The organism is Anaeromicropila herbilytica (assembly GCF_016591975.1).
Classification (GTDB): domain Bacteria; phylum Bacillota; class Clostridia; order Lachnospirales; family Lachnospiraceae; genus Anaeromicropila; species Anaeromicropila herbilytica.
Genome location: NZ_AP024169.1, coordinates 1,929,764 through 1,950,715 on the forward strand (window position 1 = coordinate 1,929,764; position 20,952 = coordinate 1,950,715).

General features: G+C 31.5%; 14 protein-coding genes. 6 read left to right on the top strand and 8 right to left on the bottom strand.

Annotated features, from left to right (window positions below; translation table 11 throughout):
- Nucleotides 1–78 precede the first annotated feature (78 nt).
- Nucleotides 79–2,397: a DNA helicase PcrA gene (gene pcrA, locus bsdtb5_RS08205; RefSeq protein ID WP_271715542.1), complete on the bottom strand. Its 2,319-nt coding sequence runs from the start codon at nucleotides 2,395–2,397 to the stop codon at nucleotides 79–81.
- Nucleotides 2,398–2,637: 240 nt separating this feature from the next.
- On the bottom strand, nucleotides 2,638–2,919 hold the full coding sequence (locus tag bsdtb5_RS08210) for a hypothetical protein (protein ID WP_271715543.1): 282 nt from the start codon (nucleotides 2,917–2,919) through the stop codon (nucleotides 2,638–2,640).
- A 246-nt stretch (nucleotides 2,920–3,165) separates the two neighbouring features.
- Here bsdtb5_RS08210 and bsdtb5_RS08215 point away from each other — a divergent pair, with 246 nt between their 5' ends.
- Nucleotides 3,166–3,801 (top strand): DUF1836 domain-containing protein, encoded by a 636-nt coding sequence (locus bsdtb5_RS08215; protein ID WP_271715544.1) that lies wholly within the window; start codon nucleotides 3,166–3,168, stop codon nucleotides 3,799–3,801.
- A 114-nt stretch (nucleotides 3,802–3,915) separates the two neighbouring features.
- Here bsdtb5_RS08215 and bsdtb5_RS08220 read toward each other — a convergent pair whose 3' ends face one another.
- The 5 genes from bsdtb5_RS08220 to rlmD form a co-directional block, all read right to left on the bottom strand.
- Nucleotides 3,916–4,221 carry a YerC/YecD family TrpR-related protein gene (locus tag bsdtb5_RS08220; protein ID WP_271715545.1) on the bottom strand — a complete coding sequence of 102 codons (306 nt, stop codon included), beginning with the start codon at nucleotides 4,219–4,221 and terminating at the stop codon, nucleotides 3,916–3,918.
- Nucleotides 4,222–4,386: 165 nt separating this feature from the next.
- A complete protein-coding gene (locus tag bsdtb5_RS08225) occupies nucleotides 4,387–5,115 on the bottom strand; it encodes a phosphatase (RefSeq protein ID WP_271715546.1) in 729 nt (242 codons plus the stop codon).
- Nucleotides 5,116–5,651: 536 nt separating this feature from the next.
- Nucleotides 5,652–7,376 (bottom strand): ATP-dependent metallopeptidase FtsH/Yme1/Tma family protein, encoded by a 1,725-nt coding sequence (locus bsdtb5_RS08230; protein WP_271715547.1) that lies wholly within the window; start codon nucleotides 7,374–7,376, stop codon nucleotides 5,652–5,654.
- A 177-nt stretch (nucleotides 7,377–7,553) separates the two neighbouring features.
- The gene (locus bsdtb5_RS08235; protein WP_271715548.1) at nucleotides 7,554–9,389 is read right to left on the bottom strand and encodes a sensor domain-containing diguanylate cyclase; all 1,836 of its coding nucleotides are present in this window, start codon (nucleotides 9,387–9,389) and stop codon (nucleotides 7,554–7,556) included.
- Nucleotides 9,390–9,712: 323 nt separating this feature from the next.
- Nucleotides 9,713–11,077 (bottom strand): 23S rRNA (uracil(1939)-C(5))-methyltransferase RlmD, encoded by a 1,365-nt coding sequence (rlmD, locus tag bsdtb5_RS08240; protein WP_271715549.1) that lies wholly within the window; start codon nucleotides 11,075–11,077, stop codon nucleotides 9,713–9,715.
- A 348-nt stretch (nucleotides 11,078–11,425) separates the two neighbouring features.
- On the opposite strand from rlmD, the gene bsdtb5_RS08245 reads away from it, so the two are divergent.
- The 3 genes from bsdtb5_RS08245 (at nucleotide 11,426) to bsdtb5_RS08255 (ending at nucleotide 14,038) form a co-directional block, all read left to right on the top strand.
- A complete protein-coding gene (locus bsdtb5_RS08245; protein WP_271715550.1) occupies nucleotides 11,426–12,229 on the top strand; it encodes an HAD family hydrolase in 804 nt (267 codons plus the stop codon).
- A 328-nt stretch (nucleotides 12,230–12,557) separates the two neighbouring features.
- On the top strand, nucleotides 12,558–13,124 hold the full coding sequence (locus tag bsdtb5_RS08250; RefSeq protein WP_271715551.1) for an AAA family ATPase: 567 nt from the start codon (nucleotides 12,558–12,560) through the stop codon (nucleotides 13,122–13,124).
- A gap of 242 nt (nucleotides 13,125–13,366) precedes the next feature.
- A complete protein-coding gene (locus tag bsdtb5_RS08255) occupies nucleotides 13,367–14,038 on the top strand; it encodes a gamma-glutamyl-gamma-aminobutyrate hydrolase family protein (RefSeq protein WP_271715552.1) in 672 nt (223 codons plus the stop codon).
- 118 nt (nucleotides 14,039–14,156) lie between these two features.
- Here bsdtb5_RS08255 and glmS read toward each other — a convergent pair whose 3' ends face one another.
- Nucleotides 14,157–15,974 (bottom strand): glutamine--fructose-6-phosphate transaminase (isomerizing), encoded by a 1,818-nt coding sequence (gene glmS / locus bsdtb5_RS08260; protein ID WP_271715553.1) that lies wholly within the window; start codon nucleotides 15,972–15,974, stop codon nucleotides 14,157–14,159.
- Nucleotides 15,975–16,650: 676 nt separating this feature from the next.
- On the opposite strand from glmS, the gene bsdtb5_RS08265 reads away from it, so the two are divergent.
- Nucleotides 16,651–16,821, top strand: a complete 171-nt coding sequence (locus bsdtb5_RS08265) for a (2Fe-2S)-binding protein (RefSeq protein WP_271715554.1) — start codon at nucleotides 16,651–16,653, stop codon at nucleotides 16,819–16,821.
- 427 nt (nucleotides 16,822–17,248) lie between these two features.
- The gene (gene nifJ / locus bsdtb5_RS08270; RefSeq protein WP_271715555.1) at nucleotides 17,249–20,785 is read left to right on the top strand and encodes a pyruvate:ferredoxin (flavodoxin) oxidoreductase; all 3,537 of its coding nucleotides are present in this window, start codon (nucleotides 17,249–17,251) and stop codon (nucleotides 20,783–20,785) included.
- Nucleotides 20,786–20,952 lie beyond the last annotated feature (167 nt).

Sequence of the window (20,952 nt, forward strand, 5' to 3'; positions counted from 1 at the left end):
TAAGGTCTTAGTTTAATGCTTGTATTATACCACGCAAGAACTGCGTTTACTATATAATTTGTATAAAATTTGTCTAAATTATTCTATTTTTTTTAATTTAGCAAAAGTTGCAAGCATTTTTTTGATTCCTGCGGAGGGAAAATCAACCGTAACTTCATAATCTCTACCACCTTCAGTGATATCCATTACAATACCAACACCAAATTTAATATGTTTCACGGTATCGCCAACCGAATAGTTCAATTTAGTGCCATTATTTACAGCAAATTGCTTTGTTGGAGCTGCAACATATGGTTTAGAAGAAAAACTATTTTTGGCAGTAGCATAAGCACTCTTTGGTTTCTCAAATGTTCCAAAATCCATAGAAGAGTTTGTTAAAGCTCCATTATCATTGAAATTAAATGGATTAGAGTCTCTAGTTATTCTTTTAACAGTACTTATCGATTGATTTAATAATTCTCTCGGAATCTCTTTTAAGAAGCGAGATGGTTTGTTAAATTGAGTTTCTCCACGAATCATTCTTTGTTTTGAAGCACTAAGATTTAACTTTTTCATAGCTCTGGTGATACCAACATAGCAAAGACGGCGTTCTTCTTCGATTTCCGTTGGATCATCGGATGTGATGGACATGTACCCTGGGAAGATTCCATCTTCCATACCGCATAGGTATACATATGGGAATTCTAACCCTTTGGCGCTATGAAGAGTCATGAGCACTACCATGTTATTAGTCTCTTTTAGATTATCAATATCAGCTACAAGAGCTACTTCTTCAAGGAAATCACTTAACGTAGGCTCTTCATCAGCATTCTTCTCATATTCAACTACCTTACTGATTAATTCGTTGATATTATTAATTCTATCTTCAGCTTCTTCCGTACCTTCTTCTTCTAATGCTCTTACATAGCCAGTTGCATCTATAATTTCATTTACCAAATCTTCAAGAGAATAAGTAGGAGAGGAGAGCTTTGATTTTAAAGCTTCAATTAAGCTAACAAAAGGTGTAATCTTGCCTACGCTACGTCCAAGTGCTGGTATATAATCAGCATGGCGAAGTGCGTCGTAGAAACTTAAATCATTATTATAGGCATAAGCATCAACTCGATCAATTGTTGTTAGACCAATACCACGCTTTGGAATATTAATAATTCTTTTAACAGCAAGATTATCAAGACCATTATCAATGGTTTTTAAGTAACTTAAAATATCTTTAATTTCTTTTCGCTGATAGAAATTTACTCCACCAACAATCTTATATGGAATATTCTTTAGAATAAATTTTTCTTCAAATACACGAGATTGGGCATTGGTACGGTATAGTATTGCAAAATCACTATAGTCTACACCTTCTTGTTGGATGATATCATAAATATCATTGACAACGCTACTTGCCTCTTCATGTTCTGTATCATAATGAGAAAAAGTAATTAAATCACCTTCTTCGTTCTCAGTCCACAGAGACTTATCCTTTCGACCGAGATTATTATGAATGACTTCATTGGCAGCAGCTAATATATTCTTAGTTGAACGGTAATTCTGTTCTAGTTTGATTACTTTTGTATCAGGAAATTCCTTCTCAAAATTTAAAATATTATAGATATTGGCCCCTCTGAATTTGTATATAGATTGATCATCATCTCCAACAACACACAGATTATGTTCGATTCCACCTTCTTCATTCTTAGTGGAAGCTAATAGGCTGATGAAACGAAATTGTACTGTGTTCGTATCTTGATACTCATCAACCATGATGTATTTAAAACGGTTCTGGTAGTATTGCAGAGATTCCTTATCATTCTGAAAGAGCTCTACTGTTTTACAGATTAAGTCGTCAAAGTCAAGTGCATTATTATTTTTTAATCGCTTCTGATATTCTTTATAAACTTCTGCATATTTAACCTTAACAAAATCTCCTGCTGCACGTAACGCATATTCTTCTGGAGAAATCAGTTCATCTTTTGCAGAAGATATAACGGATAAGAGAGTACGTTCTTTGTAAGTTTTCGTATCGATATCTAAGAACTTACAGACTTCTCGCATAAGAGATTTTTGATCATCACCATCATAGATCGTAAAACTTTTATCATATCCCAATTTATCGATCCATCGTCTTAAGATTCGAACACAAGTAGAATGAAATGTACTTACCCAGATATTCTCTGCACCATAGCCTACGATATTATCTACACGTTCTCTCATTTCACTTGCTGCTTTATTCGTAAATGTTAAAGCAAGTATATTCCAAGGATTAACATTGTACTCGTCAATTAAATATGCAATTCGATGTGTTAATACTCTTGTCTTACCTGAACCAGCTCCGGCTAAGATAAGAAGAGGGCCTTTATTATGTTCAACAGCTTCACGCTGAACTGGATTTAATGAATCATAGATACTCATATTTTCATTCGTCCTTTCTTTTCTACACGTGAAAGGACGCAGATTACGGGTGCGTCCTTGCCACTTTCTATCATTAATATGTCTTCATAATTGATTCTTCTTTGTCGAAATATGTTCAAATACTGACACGAACAAACATACGGTTAATTATAACATCAATAGAAAGGAGATACAACAATAGATTCTTGCATTTGCAGAAAAATTTAACCTATATAAAAGGGCTAATATGACATTAAATAATCAATGATTTATATGATTGGAATCTAATATAATATCTCTACATTTCCAGCAGTGTGTTGTTACAAAATATATAATTTCCTTTACTTGGTCATCATCGAGTCTACAAACAAAGGATATACTTTGCATAGCTGCATAATGATTATCTTTTTTGTATAGAATTTCTTTTACATTATATTCAATATCATTAATACATACTCGAAAAGGGTTGATAGTACCTAATCCATTAAAAGAAGCAAGGACTCCAATATCAGAATTTCTTGAAGTATTCTTTGATTTATTCATATCATAACTCCCTATTAATTATTTGATCATAGATAATTTTTACTTGTTTAAACAATTCTAGTTATGTTACTTATTATAACAGAACACATGTTCTGAGTAAAGACAATTATAAAAAAATTATAAAATAAATAGTTGTTCTTAAATAAAAATTTTTGACAAATGTGATATCCAATATCATAATTTGTACAAAAAAATTATTTACATCTAGTTATCAGTACTATATAATAGGAATAAAGAGGTGATAAAATGGGAATTACCAACGAAGAGTGTATTAAAGATATTATGAGCTATTTGAAGAAAATAGATTATATAAAGCCAGAGGATATTCCAAATATCGATTTATATATGGACCAGGTAACAACTTTTATGGACGAGCATTTACAATCAACCAAGAGATATGATGATGATAAGATGCTTACTAAGACTATGATTAATAACTACACGAAGAACAATCTGTTGCCTTCTCCTAATAAAAAGAAGTATTCGAAGGAGCATATGCTACTCCTTATTTTTATCTATTATTTTAAAAATATTTTATCCATAAGTGATATACAGAGAATATTTAGCCCGTTAACTGAAAAGTATTATAATAAAAATAATGAGATTAATTTAGAATCAATATATAAAGAAGTATTTAGCTTAGAAAAAGATCAGATTAATGTACTAATAAAGGATGTTATTCGTAAATATAGTAAATCAAAATTAACGTTTGAAGAAGCCGAGAATGAAGAGGAAAGAGAATTCCTTACAACATTTACTTTCATATGTATGCTTAGCTTTGATGTTTATGTTAAGAAAATGATAATTGAGAAAATGATCGATGGTTTTGATATAAACAAGAAAAAGGATAAAAAGGACGAGTCATCCAAAGGAAATGAATAAACAAAAATACCCCAATATATCAAGATAAGTAAGTAGTATTACTACCTTATCTTGATATATTGGGGTATCTTTTGTTTAAAAAGAATAAATATTTGCTGTAATATCTATTTCAATTTATTTCATATCATCATTAAATTCTGGAATTCTTGTGAATACCATATCATATCCATCATTACCATAATTAAGAGATCGGTTTACTCTACTAATTGTAGCAGTAGAAGCTCCTGTCTTTTCTGCGATTTCTAAATATGTTTTGTGTTGACGCAACATTCTTGCAACCTCAAATCTTTGAGAAAGTGATAAAAGTTCATTCACTGTGCAGATGTCTTCAAAAAATATATAACATTCTTCGGAATCTTTTAAACTTAAAATAGCCTCAAATAAATGATCAACGGCTGAAGTTCTAATATTTTTACTCATTATAACAGCTCCTTATTAGTTAATTTTTATGCTTTCGTACTTGCAAAGATAAATAGAACCACAGATTATATAAATCTTTCAAGTATATCATTTTTAAATAAATAGACACTATAATTTTACCACGATAAAGTCTTAAAGTAAAGCGGATTATAGTAGGGCGTATATTTATTTGATTAAATTTCTTTTCACTTGGATAAATTGTTTGAATTTCAATGTTGAAGTATTCATAACTAATTCGCTAGGAAATTCAGTTTGTGCTAATAATTCTTTTGCATAGCAGAAGTTAGCAACGTCATCCGCTATATGTGCATCACTTCCTAAAGTGATTGGAACATCATATTTTTTGCATAGAGTTAGCATTATAAGATCATTTTCTTTTGCATTAGCACGAAATCCTTTTGGATTAAGTGAACTATTATTTAATTCTAAAAGAACATGGTTTTCTTTTGCGGCTAATACCAATCGTTCATAATCAACTGGAAATCTAGAATCATCAGGATGACCAATAATATTTACATAAGGATTTTTCATTGCTCCAATCAAAGCATTGGTATTTTCCTCTTTGGTACCAGCTGTAATACATGGACTATGTAAGCTTGCAATTACAATATCAAGTCCTCGTAAGGTATCTTCGGTTAAATCAATTGTACCGTTGTAATCTAGGATATTTGTTTCAGATCCAAGTAATAGTTCAATTCCTTCCATATCCCTTCTGACTACTCTAAGATTATCAAAATAGAAGACATGACAGGTACCAGGCATCGTTGGTGCATGTTCAGTGATGCATAGTAATTCAAGTGCTTTCTCTTTTGCTGATTCAACCATTTCATTTATAGTACTATAAGCATGTCCGCTTGCGATAGTGTGTGTATGAGTGTCCAATACAAAATTCATGTTTTCCCCCTTGCTGCAATGAATATGCAGACGTATTTTCATTTAAGTTCAAATGAAAATAAATATAATGTTTTAAAGATTACATTCATATGTTAAATTAAAAAAATCATAAAGATTAATAGAATAATTTTATAGTTTAACATTATAAAGTGTTACACAATAAAAATCATTATATAAAATAATCGAAGGTTTTTCAAGTAATCACCATAAAATATATAAAAAAATAAAGAAAAAAGATTCTGTATTATTTTACTTAATAAACAAATGAATATATTACCAATTACTTTTAATTATTAAGTGAGTGCCCAACTATTAATAAATAATATGAGTAGTCCAACAAATAACCTGTTTGGTAGTACTCAGGCTAGATTTTTGAACCAGGTCATTTGTAGGGGAACTCATAATATATATAACGGAACAATAACCGTTTACTATCATGAAAGAAAAATGATAGAAACGGTTATTGTATGTTAAGGATTATCCATATTAATGCATACTTTAATATGAATGATCAAAAGTAACTTTACAGTTAAGCTTTAAGCACAGATACGTTTTATATCATCATGATTCAAGGATTCTTTTTCTATCAATTCTGCAGTTATTTGTTCAAGTAATTCTTGATTATTTGTAAGTAACGATAAAGTTTTATCATATAGATCGTTGATATGTTCTCTGCAGCGATTTACTAATTGATTGTCATAATTTTTTTCAAGTACATCCATACTGAATAGCCCCATATCCTGATCCATTCCAAACTTATTGATATAATTTAGAATAAGAGAGGAGGCTTTTTGTATATCATTACTTGCACCAGTTGTTATATTAGAGGAGCCAAAGATAAGTTCTTCTGCAGCCCTACCAGCAAGTAATACTTGGATACTTGCAATAATCTGTTCTTTTGTCTGATATTGTGTATCACTAGGAATGCTAAGATTAAAACCACCTGTACCTCGTACACTAGGTATAATAGTAACCTTTGATATAAAATGTTCGGGTTGTAATATCTTGGTTGCAAGAGCGTGTCCAGCCTCGTGATATGCTGTTATTTTCTTATCTTTATCAGTTAAAAAGCTTAAATCCATCTTAGGCGAACCTGCAAGGATAGTATAGAAAGCACGATCAATGTGTTCTTGGGTGATCACTGTATTACTATCATTTGCTGCATTGATGGCTGCCTCGTTTAGAAGATTTTCTAACATGGCACCGCTAAAATATACCGTAGATTTTGATAATGCTTCAAGGTTTACATCATCAGAGATTGGCTTTTGTTTCGCATAATGAGTCAGAATTGTTTGCCTTGAATTAAAATCAGGCAAATTGATTTCAATCTGGCGATCAAAACGTCCTGGACGAAGGAGAGCTTCATCTAAAGTATCCAAACGATTCGTAGCACCTATTACAATAATCCCTTTATTCTCATGAAATCCAGACATTTCGGTTAATAATGCGTTCAATGTCTGATCTCTTTCGTCATTACTTGCGGAAGCACTTCTAGCACGGTGCTTACCGATTGCATCAATCTCGTCAATAAAGATAACAGCTTTTTCATTCTTCTTTGCCTTTTGAAAGAGGTTTCGAATTCGACTAGCTCCAACACCCACATACATCTGAACAAAGTCAGAACCACTCATTGCATAAAATGGAACATTTGCTTCACCTGCAATTGCTTTGGCTAATAACGTTTTACCTGTGCCAGGTGGGCCATAGAAGAGAAGACCTCTTGGCATTCTAGCACCTACATCAGAATATTTTTCTGGATCCTTAATAAAGTCGATAATATCTTGTACCATAGATTTCGCTTCAACATTACCAGCAACTTGATCTAGAGTTATAAGTTCCTTGTTTTCTTTGTTCTTATTTTTATTCGAGTCAAATATATTAAAGTTCTTAGGATTACCTTTTTTGGATAAATATATCATTGCTCCAATGATTAGGACTATAACAAAGATACGAAATGCATTAAGAAGGGCATTTTCATTTCCATATTGTACAGTGATATTATGAAGTAATAGATATTCAGTAAAATTATCTGTTTTAGGATTTGGAATACGATATAATATATTTGGCTTATTTACTAATTCAACTTGAAAGAAATTGTCATTAGGAGAAAGATAAGCGTTTTTTACTTGATTATTAGTAACTGCAGTCATAAATGAGGGGTAAGTCATATCTAGCTTTGTAGGATGTGGAATCAAGAATATATAAGTAAGAATACTAATAATTACGATAAAAGATGAAAATATGAAAAAATATTTTTTCATTAAGAAACCTCCATGGGTTGACTTGGATAAATCGGTTACTAACAATATTTTATCTTCTTTTATGCAACATTGCTATGAAAAATATATGGGAAGATTGTATGTTTACTCCAAGTAATATCGTCAGATAAAAGAAAAGACATCAATAATATGATGTCTTTGGAAGTAGATTATGTGTTTTTAACCTTGATAAATAAAGTATCTATTTTTACCCAACTGCTTTGCTTGATATAGAGCTTCATCAGACAATTTCATTAACATATTCTGATTTAAGGCATCATTAGGGTAAATTGCGATACCAATACTTGCGGAGAATGAATACTTACTTTTGAGACTTTCGTTATAAATAATGTTACACAGAGAATTTGCTTTTTGTTTGACTTCTTCTATATTAGAAACATTTTTCATAAATATAATAAATTCATCACCACCAAATCTTCCAATAATATCAGAAGGTTTAAAGTGTTCTTTTATTCGGGCACCAATAATTTTTAGAAGGCGATCCCCCTCTTGATGGCCATAAGTATCGTTAACCTTCTTAAAGTTATCAAGGTCAAGGAAGAAATATGCATGCTTTGAGTACTTTCCTTCCATTTCAAGGATTTTGTTAATACGCTTGATTAATGCAGCTTTATTATATAGATTAGTTAAAGTATCAATTTCTGCAAGGTTAGTTAATCTTTTAAAATATTCTTTATGCTCGTTGATATTATGCATTTTACCAAGAACATGATTAGAACCTTCTTTATCAGATACAAAGGAAGCGGAGAGAATATACCAAGAGTAGTCGTTCGTAGCATTTTTGACTCTCAGATCAAATTCAATTCTATTTTTGTCATCAATTAACTGCATAATGTTATGATTAAAACGATCTAAATGATCTGGAAATATCATCTCTCGAATATCTGCGATTGTCTTAAGTGGTGCAATACCAAATTCTTGTTCAAAATTATTAGAAAAATAAAAAAAGTTTTGTTCAACATTATAGTCAAAAATGATATCAGAAGACTGCTCTGATATTGTCTCTAGTCGTTCCTTTTCTAATACCAATTGATTTTGTGACTTTTGTAACAATCGGATAACTAGAATATATAGAGAAAATATAATTACAAATAATATGAAAATACATAAAAAGGTCATATAAATAAAAGTTATGATACTAGTATTTTGTTTCTCAATATAATTATCAAGACAGTGTTTCTTAATAACGGTTACAATAATCCAATTTGATTTACGATTGTAATTATAACAGAGATACTTATTTTGATGATCCTTAGTATAGGTGTAGATTCCTGATTTATTTCTAGATACTGTTTCACGAAATGATAGGAACGTTTGATAATCCATAAAACTTTTTTCTCTTTTTGTATCATAAAATTTACTATTAGTTTCCTCATTTTTGTTATCTACGATGATTGATCCATCATTATGGATAATTAGAGTATTTCCAAATTGACTCAATGTATTGTTTTGTAATGTTGATTGCACATCCTTTACATCGTTACTGAATATAACACCACCAACAATTTTATTACCGTAATAAATAGGTACTGCAATGACAATGGAACGTTCTCCATTATGCCTAGTACGAAGAATATTGGTAACCGTTTTTTTTCCTTGCATTATTTTTTTAAAATAGTCTCGGTCTGAAACAGAATAGATTTTTTGATATCCGAAGCCACGCCCATCTTTACCAACGATAAGAAGATATTTATCTGTTGAACGGTTTAATTTCTTAAGTATTAATAAAATATTCGATGTATTTATACCATTTGCATCAACACAAAAGCTTGATACTTCATTTAAAAAGTTGAATGTATCATTGATTTCATTTGTTACTAAAATATTTTCTTGTGCTGAGATATCTTTAAGCATGCTTAACATATTTTGTTCGCTCTGATTCAGAAATTTATTTTTAATTGTAAAAAAAGATATTACTATGATAAAGGACATAGTTATAATAAGCATTATTAAAACACCTGTTATTAACTTCTTTTTGCGTAATATTGGGTTCATGGATCACTTCCTATTTTATATTTTTTATAGTAAATTATTATTTATTACTATGTTAAAAATGTAATAACTAAAATTGGTTTATTGTGGAAAAAGATGGTATCGATTGATACTATATATTATAACTGATTTTAATAATATATACAATGGAGAAGATAGAAGTATCATTATAAAGATTATATATCAATTTAGGAAGGAAGAGATTAATAGAATAAATATTATGAAGAACCTTCAAGTTGTAAAGGAGTAAATGAAAAAATCATCCCAAGGAGATCCCCTGGGATGACGTTATTAATACAGTACTATAATTAAATTTTTTTTAATATCTAATCATTATTTTTTCGTGTTAATAGCGCAACCGTCTCAACATGCACAGTCTGAGGAAACATATCAACAGCACATACTTTGGTTAATTGATAACCATTCGCTAATAATATTTCTAGATCTCTTGCGAGAGATGTAGGCTTACATGAAATATATACAATGCGATCAACACCATATTGTATAATCTTGTCTAATGCTTTTGGATGAATTCCATCTCGAGGTGGATCTAATACTATCAAATCTGGTTTGTCAGTAATATCATCAATTACTTTTAACACGTCACCTGCAATGAATTCACAATTAGTTAAATTGTTTAATTTAGCATTTTCTCTAGCTGCAATAACAGCTTCTTCAATAATCTCCACACCAATAACTTTTTTGGCAACTGGAGCTAGAATCTGAGCGATGGTTCCAGTACCGCTATATAAGTCAAAGATTAACTTATCCTTAGTATCACCAATATATTCACGTGCTGTACTATATAATACTTCTGCACCTAGAGAATTGGTTTGGAAAAAGGAAAATGTTGAGATTTTAAACTTAAGATCTAAGATTTCTTCATAAAAATAATCTTGGCCATATAGAATTCGTGTTTCATCGCTTTGCACGACATCAGCTAGGCTATCGTTTATAATGTGAAGAATACCAACAATTCTACCATTTAAAGACAAGGACAATAATTCATTCACAAGAGGAGTTAAGTCAATTTCTTCACTAGAAGAAGTTACTAGATTTACAAGCATTTCTCCTGTTTTGACTGCACGACGAATTAATAAGTGTCTTAAGTAGCCTGTGTGTGATAATTTTTTATAAAAAGGAGTGTTCTTTTTCGTAAAGAAATCTAGAACGGTTTGTAGAACAAGGTTAAAATCTTTATCTACAATTTTACACTCCGATGCAGTTACGATATCATGGAAACTTCCCTTTTTATGAAGACCAAGGGCAAGTGGACCATCTTTAATCTCATCTCCAAAAGAAAATTCCATCTTATTACGATATTCCCATTCTGTTGGGCTACCTTTGATTCCTTCAAATTCGTAATCTTCACAAACTGCATCAATAAGTTTCTTTACTTGATCTGCCTTTATAGAAAGTTGGTCTTCGTAACTTATTGTTTGAAACGTACATCCACCACAAGGACCAAAATGTTTGCAGTTAGCAGCTCTGGTTTCAAGTGGTGAAGCTTCAAGTACCTCTAATAACCTACCTTCATAGCGCCCTTTTCTTGCTTTGTTTATAGAAAATCTTACTTTCTGTTGTAATAGGGCATTTTTGACAACAACCTTGTTATCATCTATTGTTATAATTCCTTTGTTCGGAAAATCAATGCGTTCAACGGTACCTTCTAAGATTTGTCCTTTTTTCATGATTAACTCCATTCTATATTCATTCTACCAGAAAAAAAGAGATACAAAACTCATTGTTTTATACCTCAACTATCTAATGATTATAGCATAGCTTGTATGGAATAACAAGCATATAACGTCTAAAAAATAGAAGATATTATGATACAGTTCAGCTGATAATATCGCGAGGTGTTTTTGTGAGTGGAGCGAAGCGCAAGTCACAAGGCTGAATGGTAATTCTGTTATTGAAAAGGTGCATAATGTCGAAAAATAATTTGCAATATCTAAGATTCATAGATATAATAACAAATTATAAGAAACATGTGGTGATTCATATATCAAGGAAGAGTAACGGATAGGAGTTATGAAATGAGTAAAATAGTAAATAGAAAAGTTATGTTTTTTGACATAGATGGTACGTTGCTAACGGAAGGAACACATATTATTCCTGATAGCGCCAAAAAAGCTATTAAAAAGGCGAGAGAAAATGGACATTTGGCATTTATTAATACAGGAAGAACATTTTTTAATATAGAAAAAGAACTTCATGATATAGGTTTTGATGGATACATATGCGGCTGCGGTACCTATGTTAGAATAAATAATGAAGTGGTGGAATATAAGACGTTGGATGTCTTAACACGTAAGGAGATTATCAACCATCTACGTAAGCATAGGGTTGATGCTATATTAGAGGGATTAGAGGATGTATATTTTGATACAAATAATATTATTTCAGAGAATATGAAGAATATCAGGGACGATTTTCATAAGAAAGGGTATGGCTTAGAGAAAAATTGGGACAGCGAAGAAATATCATATGATAAATTATTCTTAATAACGAGTATGGAAACTAATATTGAAGAATTCATAAGTTTTTTTAATGAGAAATTTGATTATATAGACCGAGGAAATAATCGTGGAGAAGTTGTACCAAAGGGTTATTCTAAAGCTACTGGAATTAAAAGAGTATTAGATTATTATAATATTCCGATTGAAGATGCATTTGTCTTTGGTGATAGTTCTAATGATTTACCAATGTTCGAATATGTGCCTAATAGTATTGCAATGGGTGAAAGTGACGAATGTATTTTAAAGCTGGCACATTATCATACAAAAAATGTGGAAGATGATGGCATAGAATATGCAATGAAGAAATATGGAATAATATAGTAAAAACTGTTAAAAAATGCATGATTTAAAGATTGTTTATTGATTAAATAAAATGATAAAATTTAAAATCAATACTTGATTTTTGTAGAAAATTTAGATAATATGTCTTTAAGATGTTGGTCTTAATTGAACTAGTGTGGATAACAGATTTTACACTCCTAATTTCTACGTCGCCCATGGCGATAGATGGGAACTATTGTGAATATCTAATTTCATTTCTAGATTTAAGAGTAGCCAAAGGTCGCACATAGAGTTAGTGATAGATTCAAAAATTGATACAATTTTGATTTGCTAGCTCAAAATTAGTAAGATATGAATGGAGATAGTTATGAAAAATTTAATATTAGTTACATCACCACCAGCATGTGGTAAAACATTTATTTCAAGAAAATTAGCAAAAGAACTTAATAATTGTGTTTATCTTGATAAAGATACTTTAATTGTATTATCAAAGCAAATCTTTAAGGTAGCTGATCAAGAATTTAACAGAAGTTCAGACTTCTTTGAAGAAAATATTCGTGATTATGAATATGATGCAGTATTAGATTTAGCTTTTGAAGCCCTTGATTATAATGATACCGTACTTATTAATGCTCCTTTTACAAGAGAGATTAGAGATGACGAATATCTTAACAAATTAAGAGCTGAGTTAGCAAAAAAAGATGCCAAATTAGTAGTAATATGGGTACATACTGATACTGAAGTTTGTCATCAAAGAATGATCGAACGTGCATCTGATCGTGATGATTGGAAATTAACTCACTGGGATGAATATATTAAGAGCCAAAACTTCACACAACCTGATAATATCAAAGAATTAAAAGTATTTGAAAATTCATCTGATAGCGATTATGAAAAATCAATGAAAGATATTGTTGAATTCATTCGTTCATAAGAAACATAGGATAGCAGAAAGTATATCATGTACTTTCTGTTTTTTTGTGAATTTTTTCACACTCAAATCTTCTGTAATATATTTTAAAGAATATAAATAGCCACCATGTAAAATAATTCAACCTATTCAGTTATGATAAAAAAATTATGAAATCACAATGAGAAGTTATCATATAATATTATAAAAGCTATTATTGAATAAGCATTATTAATTCAATTTGAATAGGGTGGATAGAAGAGTATATGAGAGGTAGTATATTAATATCAGGTGGTAAAGAGTATAACAAAAATTATGTTGATGCAATAACAAAATCTTCAGGTAACGCAATATATGAATACTGTCCAAAATATAAGGAAAAATATATTGGACTTGTGCTAGCTGGAGGCTATGATATGGATCCAGTGTTTTATAGACAGAATAATCATGCATCTAAGGGAATCGATATAAAAAGAGATGAAGCAGAACTTCTTTTACTTGATCAGTTTGTTCATGCACAAAAGCCTGTCTTGGGTATATGCAGAGGGCATCAAACTATTAATGTATATTTTGGTGGAGATCTTATACAAGATATCTATACAAAGAGCATCCATCAAAAAGAAGGGGATGCGATACACAAAACAATAACGAAAAAAGATAGTGTTCTATATCGGTTATATGGGACTGAATTCGCAACCAATTCAAATCATCATCAGGCTATTGGTAAGATCGGAGAAGGAATTGATGTTACACAATATTCTAATGATGGAGTAATCGAAGCAATAGAACATAGTGATTTACCAATCTATGGTGTTCAATGGCATCCAGAGCGCATGTGTTATGACAATCTTAGAGAAGATACAGTTGACTCTAGCAAGTTTATGAAATGGTTTGTGAATTTATGCAACACGGCAGGTGAATCGTATCAAAGAATGTAAGTAATAATTTAAAATGCAGTTGTTCTTTCTGGTAATATAGAGCAACTGCATTTTATGACTAGAGTATCAGTATCTTACTTTATCTAACTTATGGATACTAATACTCTAATCATTTTATTTATTCAACAGTAACCGATTTTGCCAAATTCCTTGGCTTATCAATCTCTAATCCACGATATTTTGCTACATAATAAGCAAGTAATTGTAGAATTACAACGGTCGAAAATGGAGTGAAACGATCATCAATTTTAGGAATAGTTAATAGATAGTCACAGATTGAGTCGGTAACTTCTAGTGTTCCGTTAGATATTAAGATTACGTTCGCTCCTCTTGCTTTTACTTCTCGTATATTTGAGATTACTTTATCATACACACTTTCTTGAGTTGCTAATGCAATGACTGGAACTCCTTCTGTTATTAGTGCTAAGGTTCCATGCTTTAATTCGCCAGCTGTATATGCTTCTGAGTGGATATAGGAAATCTCCTTAAGTTTTAAGGCGCCCTCATAAGAAAGCGCATAATCTAAACCACGTCCAATGATAAAAGCATCTTCGCTATTCATAATATTTTTTGCTATTTCCTTAATATTATCCTTCATCTCTAAAGCTTTTTCCATTGACTGAATTGCATGATCTATGTCTTCTAGAAAATGAGTAACATCATTTTTGTCATAAATATTACGTTCATAAGCCATTTTACATGTAATCATATAAAGGCATAACATCTGTGAAGTATAACCTTTTGTAGTAGCAACAGCAATCTCAGGGCCGACATGAGTATAGAGAACATAATCACTTTCTCTTGCAATACTAGAACCCTTAACGTTAACAATAGATAGAGTTTTAGCACCTTTTTCATGTGCTAGACGAAGAGCTGCTAAGGTATCAACTGTTTCACCAGATTGAGAGATAATAATTACAAGTGTATTTTCATCAACGATTGGATCTTCATATCGAAATTCAGATGCAACTTCAACAACCACAGGAATGCGTAGTAATTGTTCCATTCTATTTTTTCCGACTAAACCAGCGTACATTGCGCTTCCACAAGCTACAATATAGATTCGATTAAAGCTTGTAAATAAATGATTTGGTAATTTATCCACTGTAAAATCAATTACTCCATCGTGTATTCTTGGTAGAAGAGTATTTCTTAATCCTTCTGGTTGCTCGAAGATTTCTTTTAACATAAAATGCTCAAATCCTTTTTTCTGGGCAGTCTCAACATCCCAGTCTACGCTCAGCATTTCAGGTTTTACTAAATTTTGATTCATATCCCATACAAGAATTTCATCTTTTTTTAACTCAAAGATATGATTTTCAGGTAAAACAAAATAATCTTTCGAATACTTAATTAAAGCAGTAACATCAGAAGCAATAAAAGAACCTTCGTCCGTATGAGTAGCAACTAAGGGACTAACATTACGAATACCGTAGATACTATCTTTTCTATCATGAAACATGATTAAGAAAGCATAAGCACCTTTTAATATTTTTACAGCTTCTTTTATGGTGTTGATTGGATCTCCATCGTATAAATGATCCAAAAGCATAGCGGCTATTTCAGTATCTGTTTGTGAAACTGGCGTATATTCATTTTCTAAGATTTTAGCAATACTGTCGTAATTCTCGATGATACCATTATGGATGAGTGTTACTCGATTTACTGTATGGGGATGTGCATTTACATCTGTCACGCCACCATGAGTTGCCCATCTTGTATGGCCGATACCGCAAGTTGAAGGGATGGTAGAGTTAGAATCAATTTCCTGTTTAAGATTTGATACTTTTCCAACCTTCTTAATTGTTTTTACACAATCTTCGGTCCTAAGTGCAATACCAGCGCTATCATATCCTCGATACTCTAATTGCTCTAAAGCATGAATAAGTACATTGTCAGCCTGTAAGTTTCCTGTAAAACCAATAATTCCGCACATAATTTAATCTCCTTTGGCCTATTTTTCTGCACAAAAATAAAACCTGCCATAGAAAATAATTTTGCAGATCTAGGACTTATTTAATTTTCAATGTTCTAGTTACTATTTTCTTTGGTTGCATCGTATTTGTTCTACAGTTGCCCATAGTTTTTTTCGATACATCTCACGCCCAAAGAAGCATGGAAGAGCATCCGCCGAATTTTCGATAAACTCTTCTCCTCGTTAACCTCATCTTTCCGATCATGAGGTACATGGCGCTTTCTTTTTGCAATAGATGATTGGATAAAAATGAATTAAATATTCAATCTATGCATATAAGCTAAAATAGTCAGCACTATGGCAGGAATACATAAAATGTATTAATATAACATATTCAGATTGTGAAAAAAAGTGAATATATACTGTCTTATGTTTAGCTTAGGTACAATATATCATTTGAAATGAAGTGAGTCAACAAAAATGTTTTATCTAAATAAATTATTTTTAATTGTATAATTTATAGATTTTTTTTTATACTATATTTTGCTATAAGTTAAAATTTATTGTGTTTAGAGGAAAATGTTTGTGATTTGTATTTATTTCAATAATTACTAGACATTAGAAATAAAAAGTAATATAATAAATACAATAATAATAACTATTATTAAATCAAGTAAAAGGAGATATGAATATGAATATGGACAAGATAGTTTGCAACTGTATGAATGTAACAGTGCAGGATGTAAAAGATGCAATTGATAAAGGAGCATCAAATTTAGAAGAGGTAAAAGAAGTTACTGGAGCTGCTACAGTTTGTGGCGCATGTGAAGAGTATTTAACTTCAGTTGTTGATGAATTTTTAAAATAAAATTTTATCTCTTTATAACTAGAAGATAATAAAACTGGTTATATATAATATAGCAAGGTTGGGATTATATATTTCAATCTTGCTTATTTTTATTTTAATTCGATTATAACAATAGATTTTCCATGTATTCAATTAATTATATTACTGAGAAGTTTGAGCAAAAGTAGCCCCAAATTCATAAATATACAGCAAAATACACTTAGTAACGAAAATAATTAGAAATTATTCATAGCTAAAAGGTGCAAATTAGTAGAAAAATTATTCAAAACTATCAAAATAAAGCAATAATTCTATGGACATGTTAAAAATTATGAGTTATATTAGTAGTGTACTTTTTTATTGACTAGTTTGTAATCATCTAAATATTTTAAAAAAGCTGAGAAATTAAATTTTACGACAGTTTATGAATATTAAAGGAGGATAAAAAATGGCAAGAAAAATGAAGACTATGGATGGAAATAATGCCGCTGCACATGTATCATATGCATACACAGATGTTGCTGCAATCTATCCAATTACACCAAGTTCAGTTATGGCAGAAGTAACTGATAAATGGGCAACAGAGGGTTTAAAAAATATTTTTGGACATGAAGTAAAAGTTGTTGAAATGCAATCAGAAGCGGGTGCTGCAGGTACAGTACATGGTTCGTTAGCAGCGGGGGCGTTAACTACAACATATACAGCATCTCAAGGCTTACTACTCATGATTCCAAATATGTATAAAATGGCGGGTGAATTATTACCAGCAGTTATTAATGTTTCCGCTCGTGCATTGGCAAGTCATGCTTTGTCAATATTTGGAGATCATTCGGATGTCTATGCATGTCGCCAAACAGGTTTTGCAATGCTTTGTAGTAGTAACGTTCAAGAAGTTATGGATCTAGCTCCAGTAGCACATTGTGCTGCTGTTAAGGGAAGAGTACCATTTGTACATTTCTTTGATGGATTTAGAACATCACACGAGATTCAAAAAATTGAAACTTGGGATTACGAAGATTTAAAAGATATGATGGATTTAGAAGCTGTTAACGCATTCCGTCGTCGTGCTTTAAATCCAGAACATCCTGTTTTAAGAGGATCAGCACAAAATCCTGACGTTTTCTTCCAAGCAAGAGAAGCTAGCAATGGATATTACAATGCAGTACCAGGTATTGTTGAAGAATACATGAATAAAGTTAATGAAAAAATTGGTACTGATTATAAATTGTTTAACTATTATGGTGCAGAAGATGCAACTCATATCATTATAGCTATGGGATCTGTATGTGATACAATTGATGAAACAATTGATTACTTAACAGCAGCAGGAGAAAAAGTTGGTGTTGTTAAGGTTCGCTTATATAGACCATTTAGTGCAAAACATTTATTAGATGCAATTCCAAACACTGTAAAACAAATTACAGTTCTAGATAGAACAAAAGAGCCAGGAGCTTTAGCAGAACCATTATATCTTGATGTAGTTGCTGCTCTTAAAGGAACTAAGTTTGATCAGACTCCAGTTCTTAATGGTCGTTATGGTTTAGGTTCTAAAGATACTACACCAGCTCAAATTATTTCTGTATATAGAAATACTGAAAAGAGAGGATTTACAATCGGTATTAACGATGATGTAACTCACCTTTCCTTAGAAGTAAAAGAAAGTCCTAATACAACACCAGAAGGAACAATTAGTTGTAAGTTCTGGGGTCTAGGTGCAGATGGTACCGTAGGTGCAAATAAGAATTCCATTAAGATCATTGGTAATCATACAAATCTATATGCACAAGCATATTTTGACTATGATTCTAAAAAATCTGGTGGTGTTACAATGTCACACTTAAGATTTGGTAAGAAACCAATTAAATCAACTTATTTAATTAGTGAAGCTAACTTTGTGGCTTGCCATAATCCATCTTACGTTAGAAAATACAACATGGTTCAAGAATTAAAGAAAGGTGGCACTTTCTTACTTAACTGTGGTTGGAACATGGAAGAAATTGAAAAGAATCTTCCAGGACAAGTTAAACGTTACATTGCTGAAAATGATATCAAATTCTATACAATTGACGGAATCAAAGTTGGTAAAGAAATCGGACTTGGTGGACGTATCAATACAGTACTTCAAGCAGCTTTCTTTAAATTAGCTAATATTATTCCAGTTGAAGAAGCAGTAAAATATATGAAAGATGCAGCAACTGCATCCTATAGCAAAAAAGGTGATGCAATTGTAGCTATGAACCATGCAGCAATTGATCGTGGTATCACAGATGTGGTAGAAGTTAAAGTTCCAGAATCTTGGAAGAATGCTACAGATGAAGATATTACAACAAAAGCTACTGTTGGTTCTAAAGCAGTTCTTGATTTTGTAAATAATATTCAAACTCCAATTAGTGCACAAGAAGGTAACAAATTACCTGTTTCAACATTCGTGGATCAAGCTGATGGTACTTTACCTCAAGGTACTGCAGCATATGAAAAACGTGGAGTGGCAATTGATGTTCCAGAATGGATTCCAGAAAACTGTATTCAATGTACATTCTGTTCTTATGTGTGTCCTCATGCTGTTATTCGTCCAGTAGCTTTAACAGAAGAAGAAGCAGCTAAGGCTCCTAAAGATATGAAGCTTGTGCCTATGAACGGTATGCCAGGTCTTCAATTTGGTATTACAGTATCTACATTAGACTGTACAGGTTGTGGATCATGTGCAAATGTGTGTCCAGGTAAGAAGGGTGAAAAAGCTCTTGTTATGAAACCTACAGAAACTCAATTAGATGCACAAAAAGGATTTGATTATGGTATTACAATCGAAACAAAACCAGAAGTATTAGAAAAATTCAAAGAAACAACAGTTAAAGGAAGTCAATTTAAACAACCATTACTTGAGTTCTCAGGAGCTTGTGCAGGTTGTGGAGAAACTCCATATGCAAAACTTGTTACTCAATTATTTGGAGAGAGAATGTATATCTCAAATGCAACTGGCTGTTCTTCAATCTGGGGTGGTTCCATGCCTTCAACTCCATATACAGTAAATTCAAAAGGACAAGGTCCAGCTTGGGCTAACTCTTTATTTGAAGATAATGCTGAATTTGGATATGGTATGCTATTAGCTCAACAAGCTATGAGAAGTGGATTAAAAGAAAAAGTAGAAGCATTAGAAACTACTACTTCAAGTGATGAAGTAAAATCTGCAATCAAGAGATATTTAGATTCTTTTGAAAATGGTAAAGAAAATTCAGGTGCAACAAGTGCCTTAGTTAGAGCATTAGAAGCTGATCAAAGTGCAGAAGCAAAGAATATCTTAGTTGATAAAGATTTCTTATCTAAGAAATCTCAATGGGTATTCGGTGGTGACGGATGGGCTTATGATATTGGATTTGGTGGTCTTGACCATATTATTGCAAGTGGACAGGATATTAATATCTTAGTATTTGATACAGAAATCTATTCCAATACAGGTGGTCAATCTTCTAAATCAACTCAAATTGGTGCAGTAGCACAATTTGCAGCTGGTGGTAAGGCTGTTAAGAAGAAAGATTTAGCACAAATTGCTATGAGTTATGGTTATGTTTATGTAGCACAAATTGCACAAGGTGCTGATTACAATCAAGCAGTTAAGGCATTTGTAGAGGCTGAAAGCTACCATGGACCTTCAATTGTAATCGCTTATGCTCCATGTATCAGTCATGGTATTAAGGGTGGTATGTGCAATGCACAATCAGAAGAAAAAACAGCTGTAACTTCAGGATATTGGAATATGTTTAGATTTGATCCTCGCCTAAAAGAAGAAGGAAAGAATCCATTCCAATTAGATTCTAAAGCACCAACAACAGGATATAAAGATTTCATCAAGAATGAAGTACGTTATAGTGCACTTGCTAGACAGAATCCTGAAAGAGCAGAAGAATTATTTGATCAAGCAGAAAAGAATGCAGTTCAAAAGTATGAATATTTAAAGAAGTTAGCATCTTTATATGATGTTGAATAATTAAATATATAATAAAAGTTATATAGATGATTAGGCAGGAAAATTTTCCTGCCTAATCTGTATTTATGCATAGGATTTCTACATCCATCTGATTCAAGCATCACCGAAACATTAAAAATGCATATAATGTTATAAATAGTATTTTTATTGGGAACGAATCTTTTTAA

What these genes read in the sequence shown, in the direction of transcription:
- bsdtb5_RS08220 (WP_271715545.1), bottom strand. Translation starts at nt 4,221, where the DNA reads ATGAGTAAAAATATTAGAACTTCAGCCGTTGATCATTTATTTGAGGCT.
- bsdtb5_RS08235 (WP_271715548.1), bottom strand. Translation starts at nt 9,389, where the DNA reads ATGAACCCAATATTACGCAAAAAGAAGTTAATAACAGGTGTTTTAATA.
- glmS (WP_271715553.1), bottom strand. Translation starts at nt 15,974, where the DNA reads ATGTGCGGAATTATTGGTTTTACAGGAAACTTACAGGCTGACAATGTA.
- bsdtb5_RS08245 (WP_271715550.1), top strand. Translation starts at nt 11,426, where the DNA reads ATGAGTAAAATAGTAAATAGAAAAGTTATGTTTTTTGACATAGATGGT.
- pcrA (WP_271715542.1), bottom strand. Translation starts at nt 2,397, where the DNA reads ATGAGTATCTATGATTCATTAAATCCAGTTCAGCGTGAAGCTGTTGAA.
- rlmD (WP_271715549.1), bottom strand. Translation starts at nt 11,077, where the DNA reads ATGAAAAAAGGACAAATCTTAGAAGGTACCGTTGAACGCATTGATTTT.
- bsdtb5_RS08210 (WP_271715543.1), bottom strand. Translation starts at nt 2,919, where the DNA reads ATGAATAAATCAAAGAATACTTCAAGAAATTCTGATATTGGAGTCCTT.
- bsdtb5_RS08215 (WP_271715544.1), top strand. Translation starts at nt 3,166, where the DNA reads ATGGGAATTACCAACGAAGAGTGTATTAAAGATATTATGAGCTATTTG.
- bsdtb5_RS08230 (WP_271715547.1), bottom strand. Translation starts at nt 7,376, where the DNA reads ATGAAAAAATATTTTTTCATATTTTCATCTTTTATCGTAATTATTAGT.
- bsdtb5_RS08225 (WP_271715546.1), bottom strand. Translation starts at nt 5,115, where the DNA reads ATGAATTTTGTATTGGACACTCATACACACACTATCGCAAGCGGACAT.
- bsdtb5_RS08250 (WP_271715551.1), top strand. Translation starts at nt 12,558, where the DNA reads ATGAAAAATTTAATATTAGTTACATCACCACCAGCATGTGGTAAAACA.
- nifJ (WP_271715555.1), top strand. Translation starts at nt 17,249, where the DNA reads ATGGCAAGAAAAATGAAGACTATGGATGGAAATAATGCCGCTGCACAT.
- bsdtb5_RS08255 (WP_271715552.1), top strand. Translation starts at nt 13,367, where the DNA reads ATGAGAGGTAGTATATTAATATCAGGTGGTAAAGAGTATAACAAAAAT.
- bsdtb5_RS08265 (WP_271715554.1), top strand. Translation starts at nt 16,651, where the DNA reads ATGGACAAGATAGTTTGCAACTGTATGAATGTAACAGTGCAGGATGTA.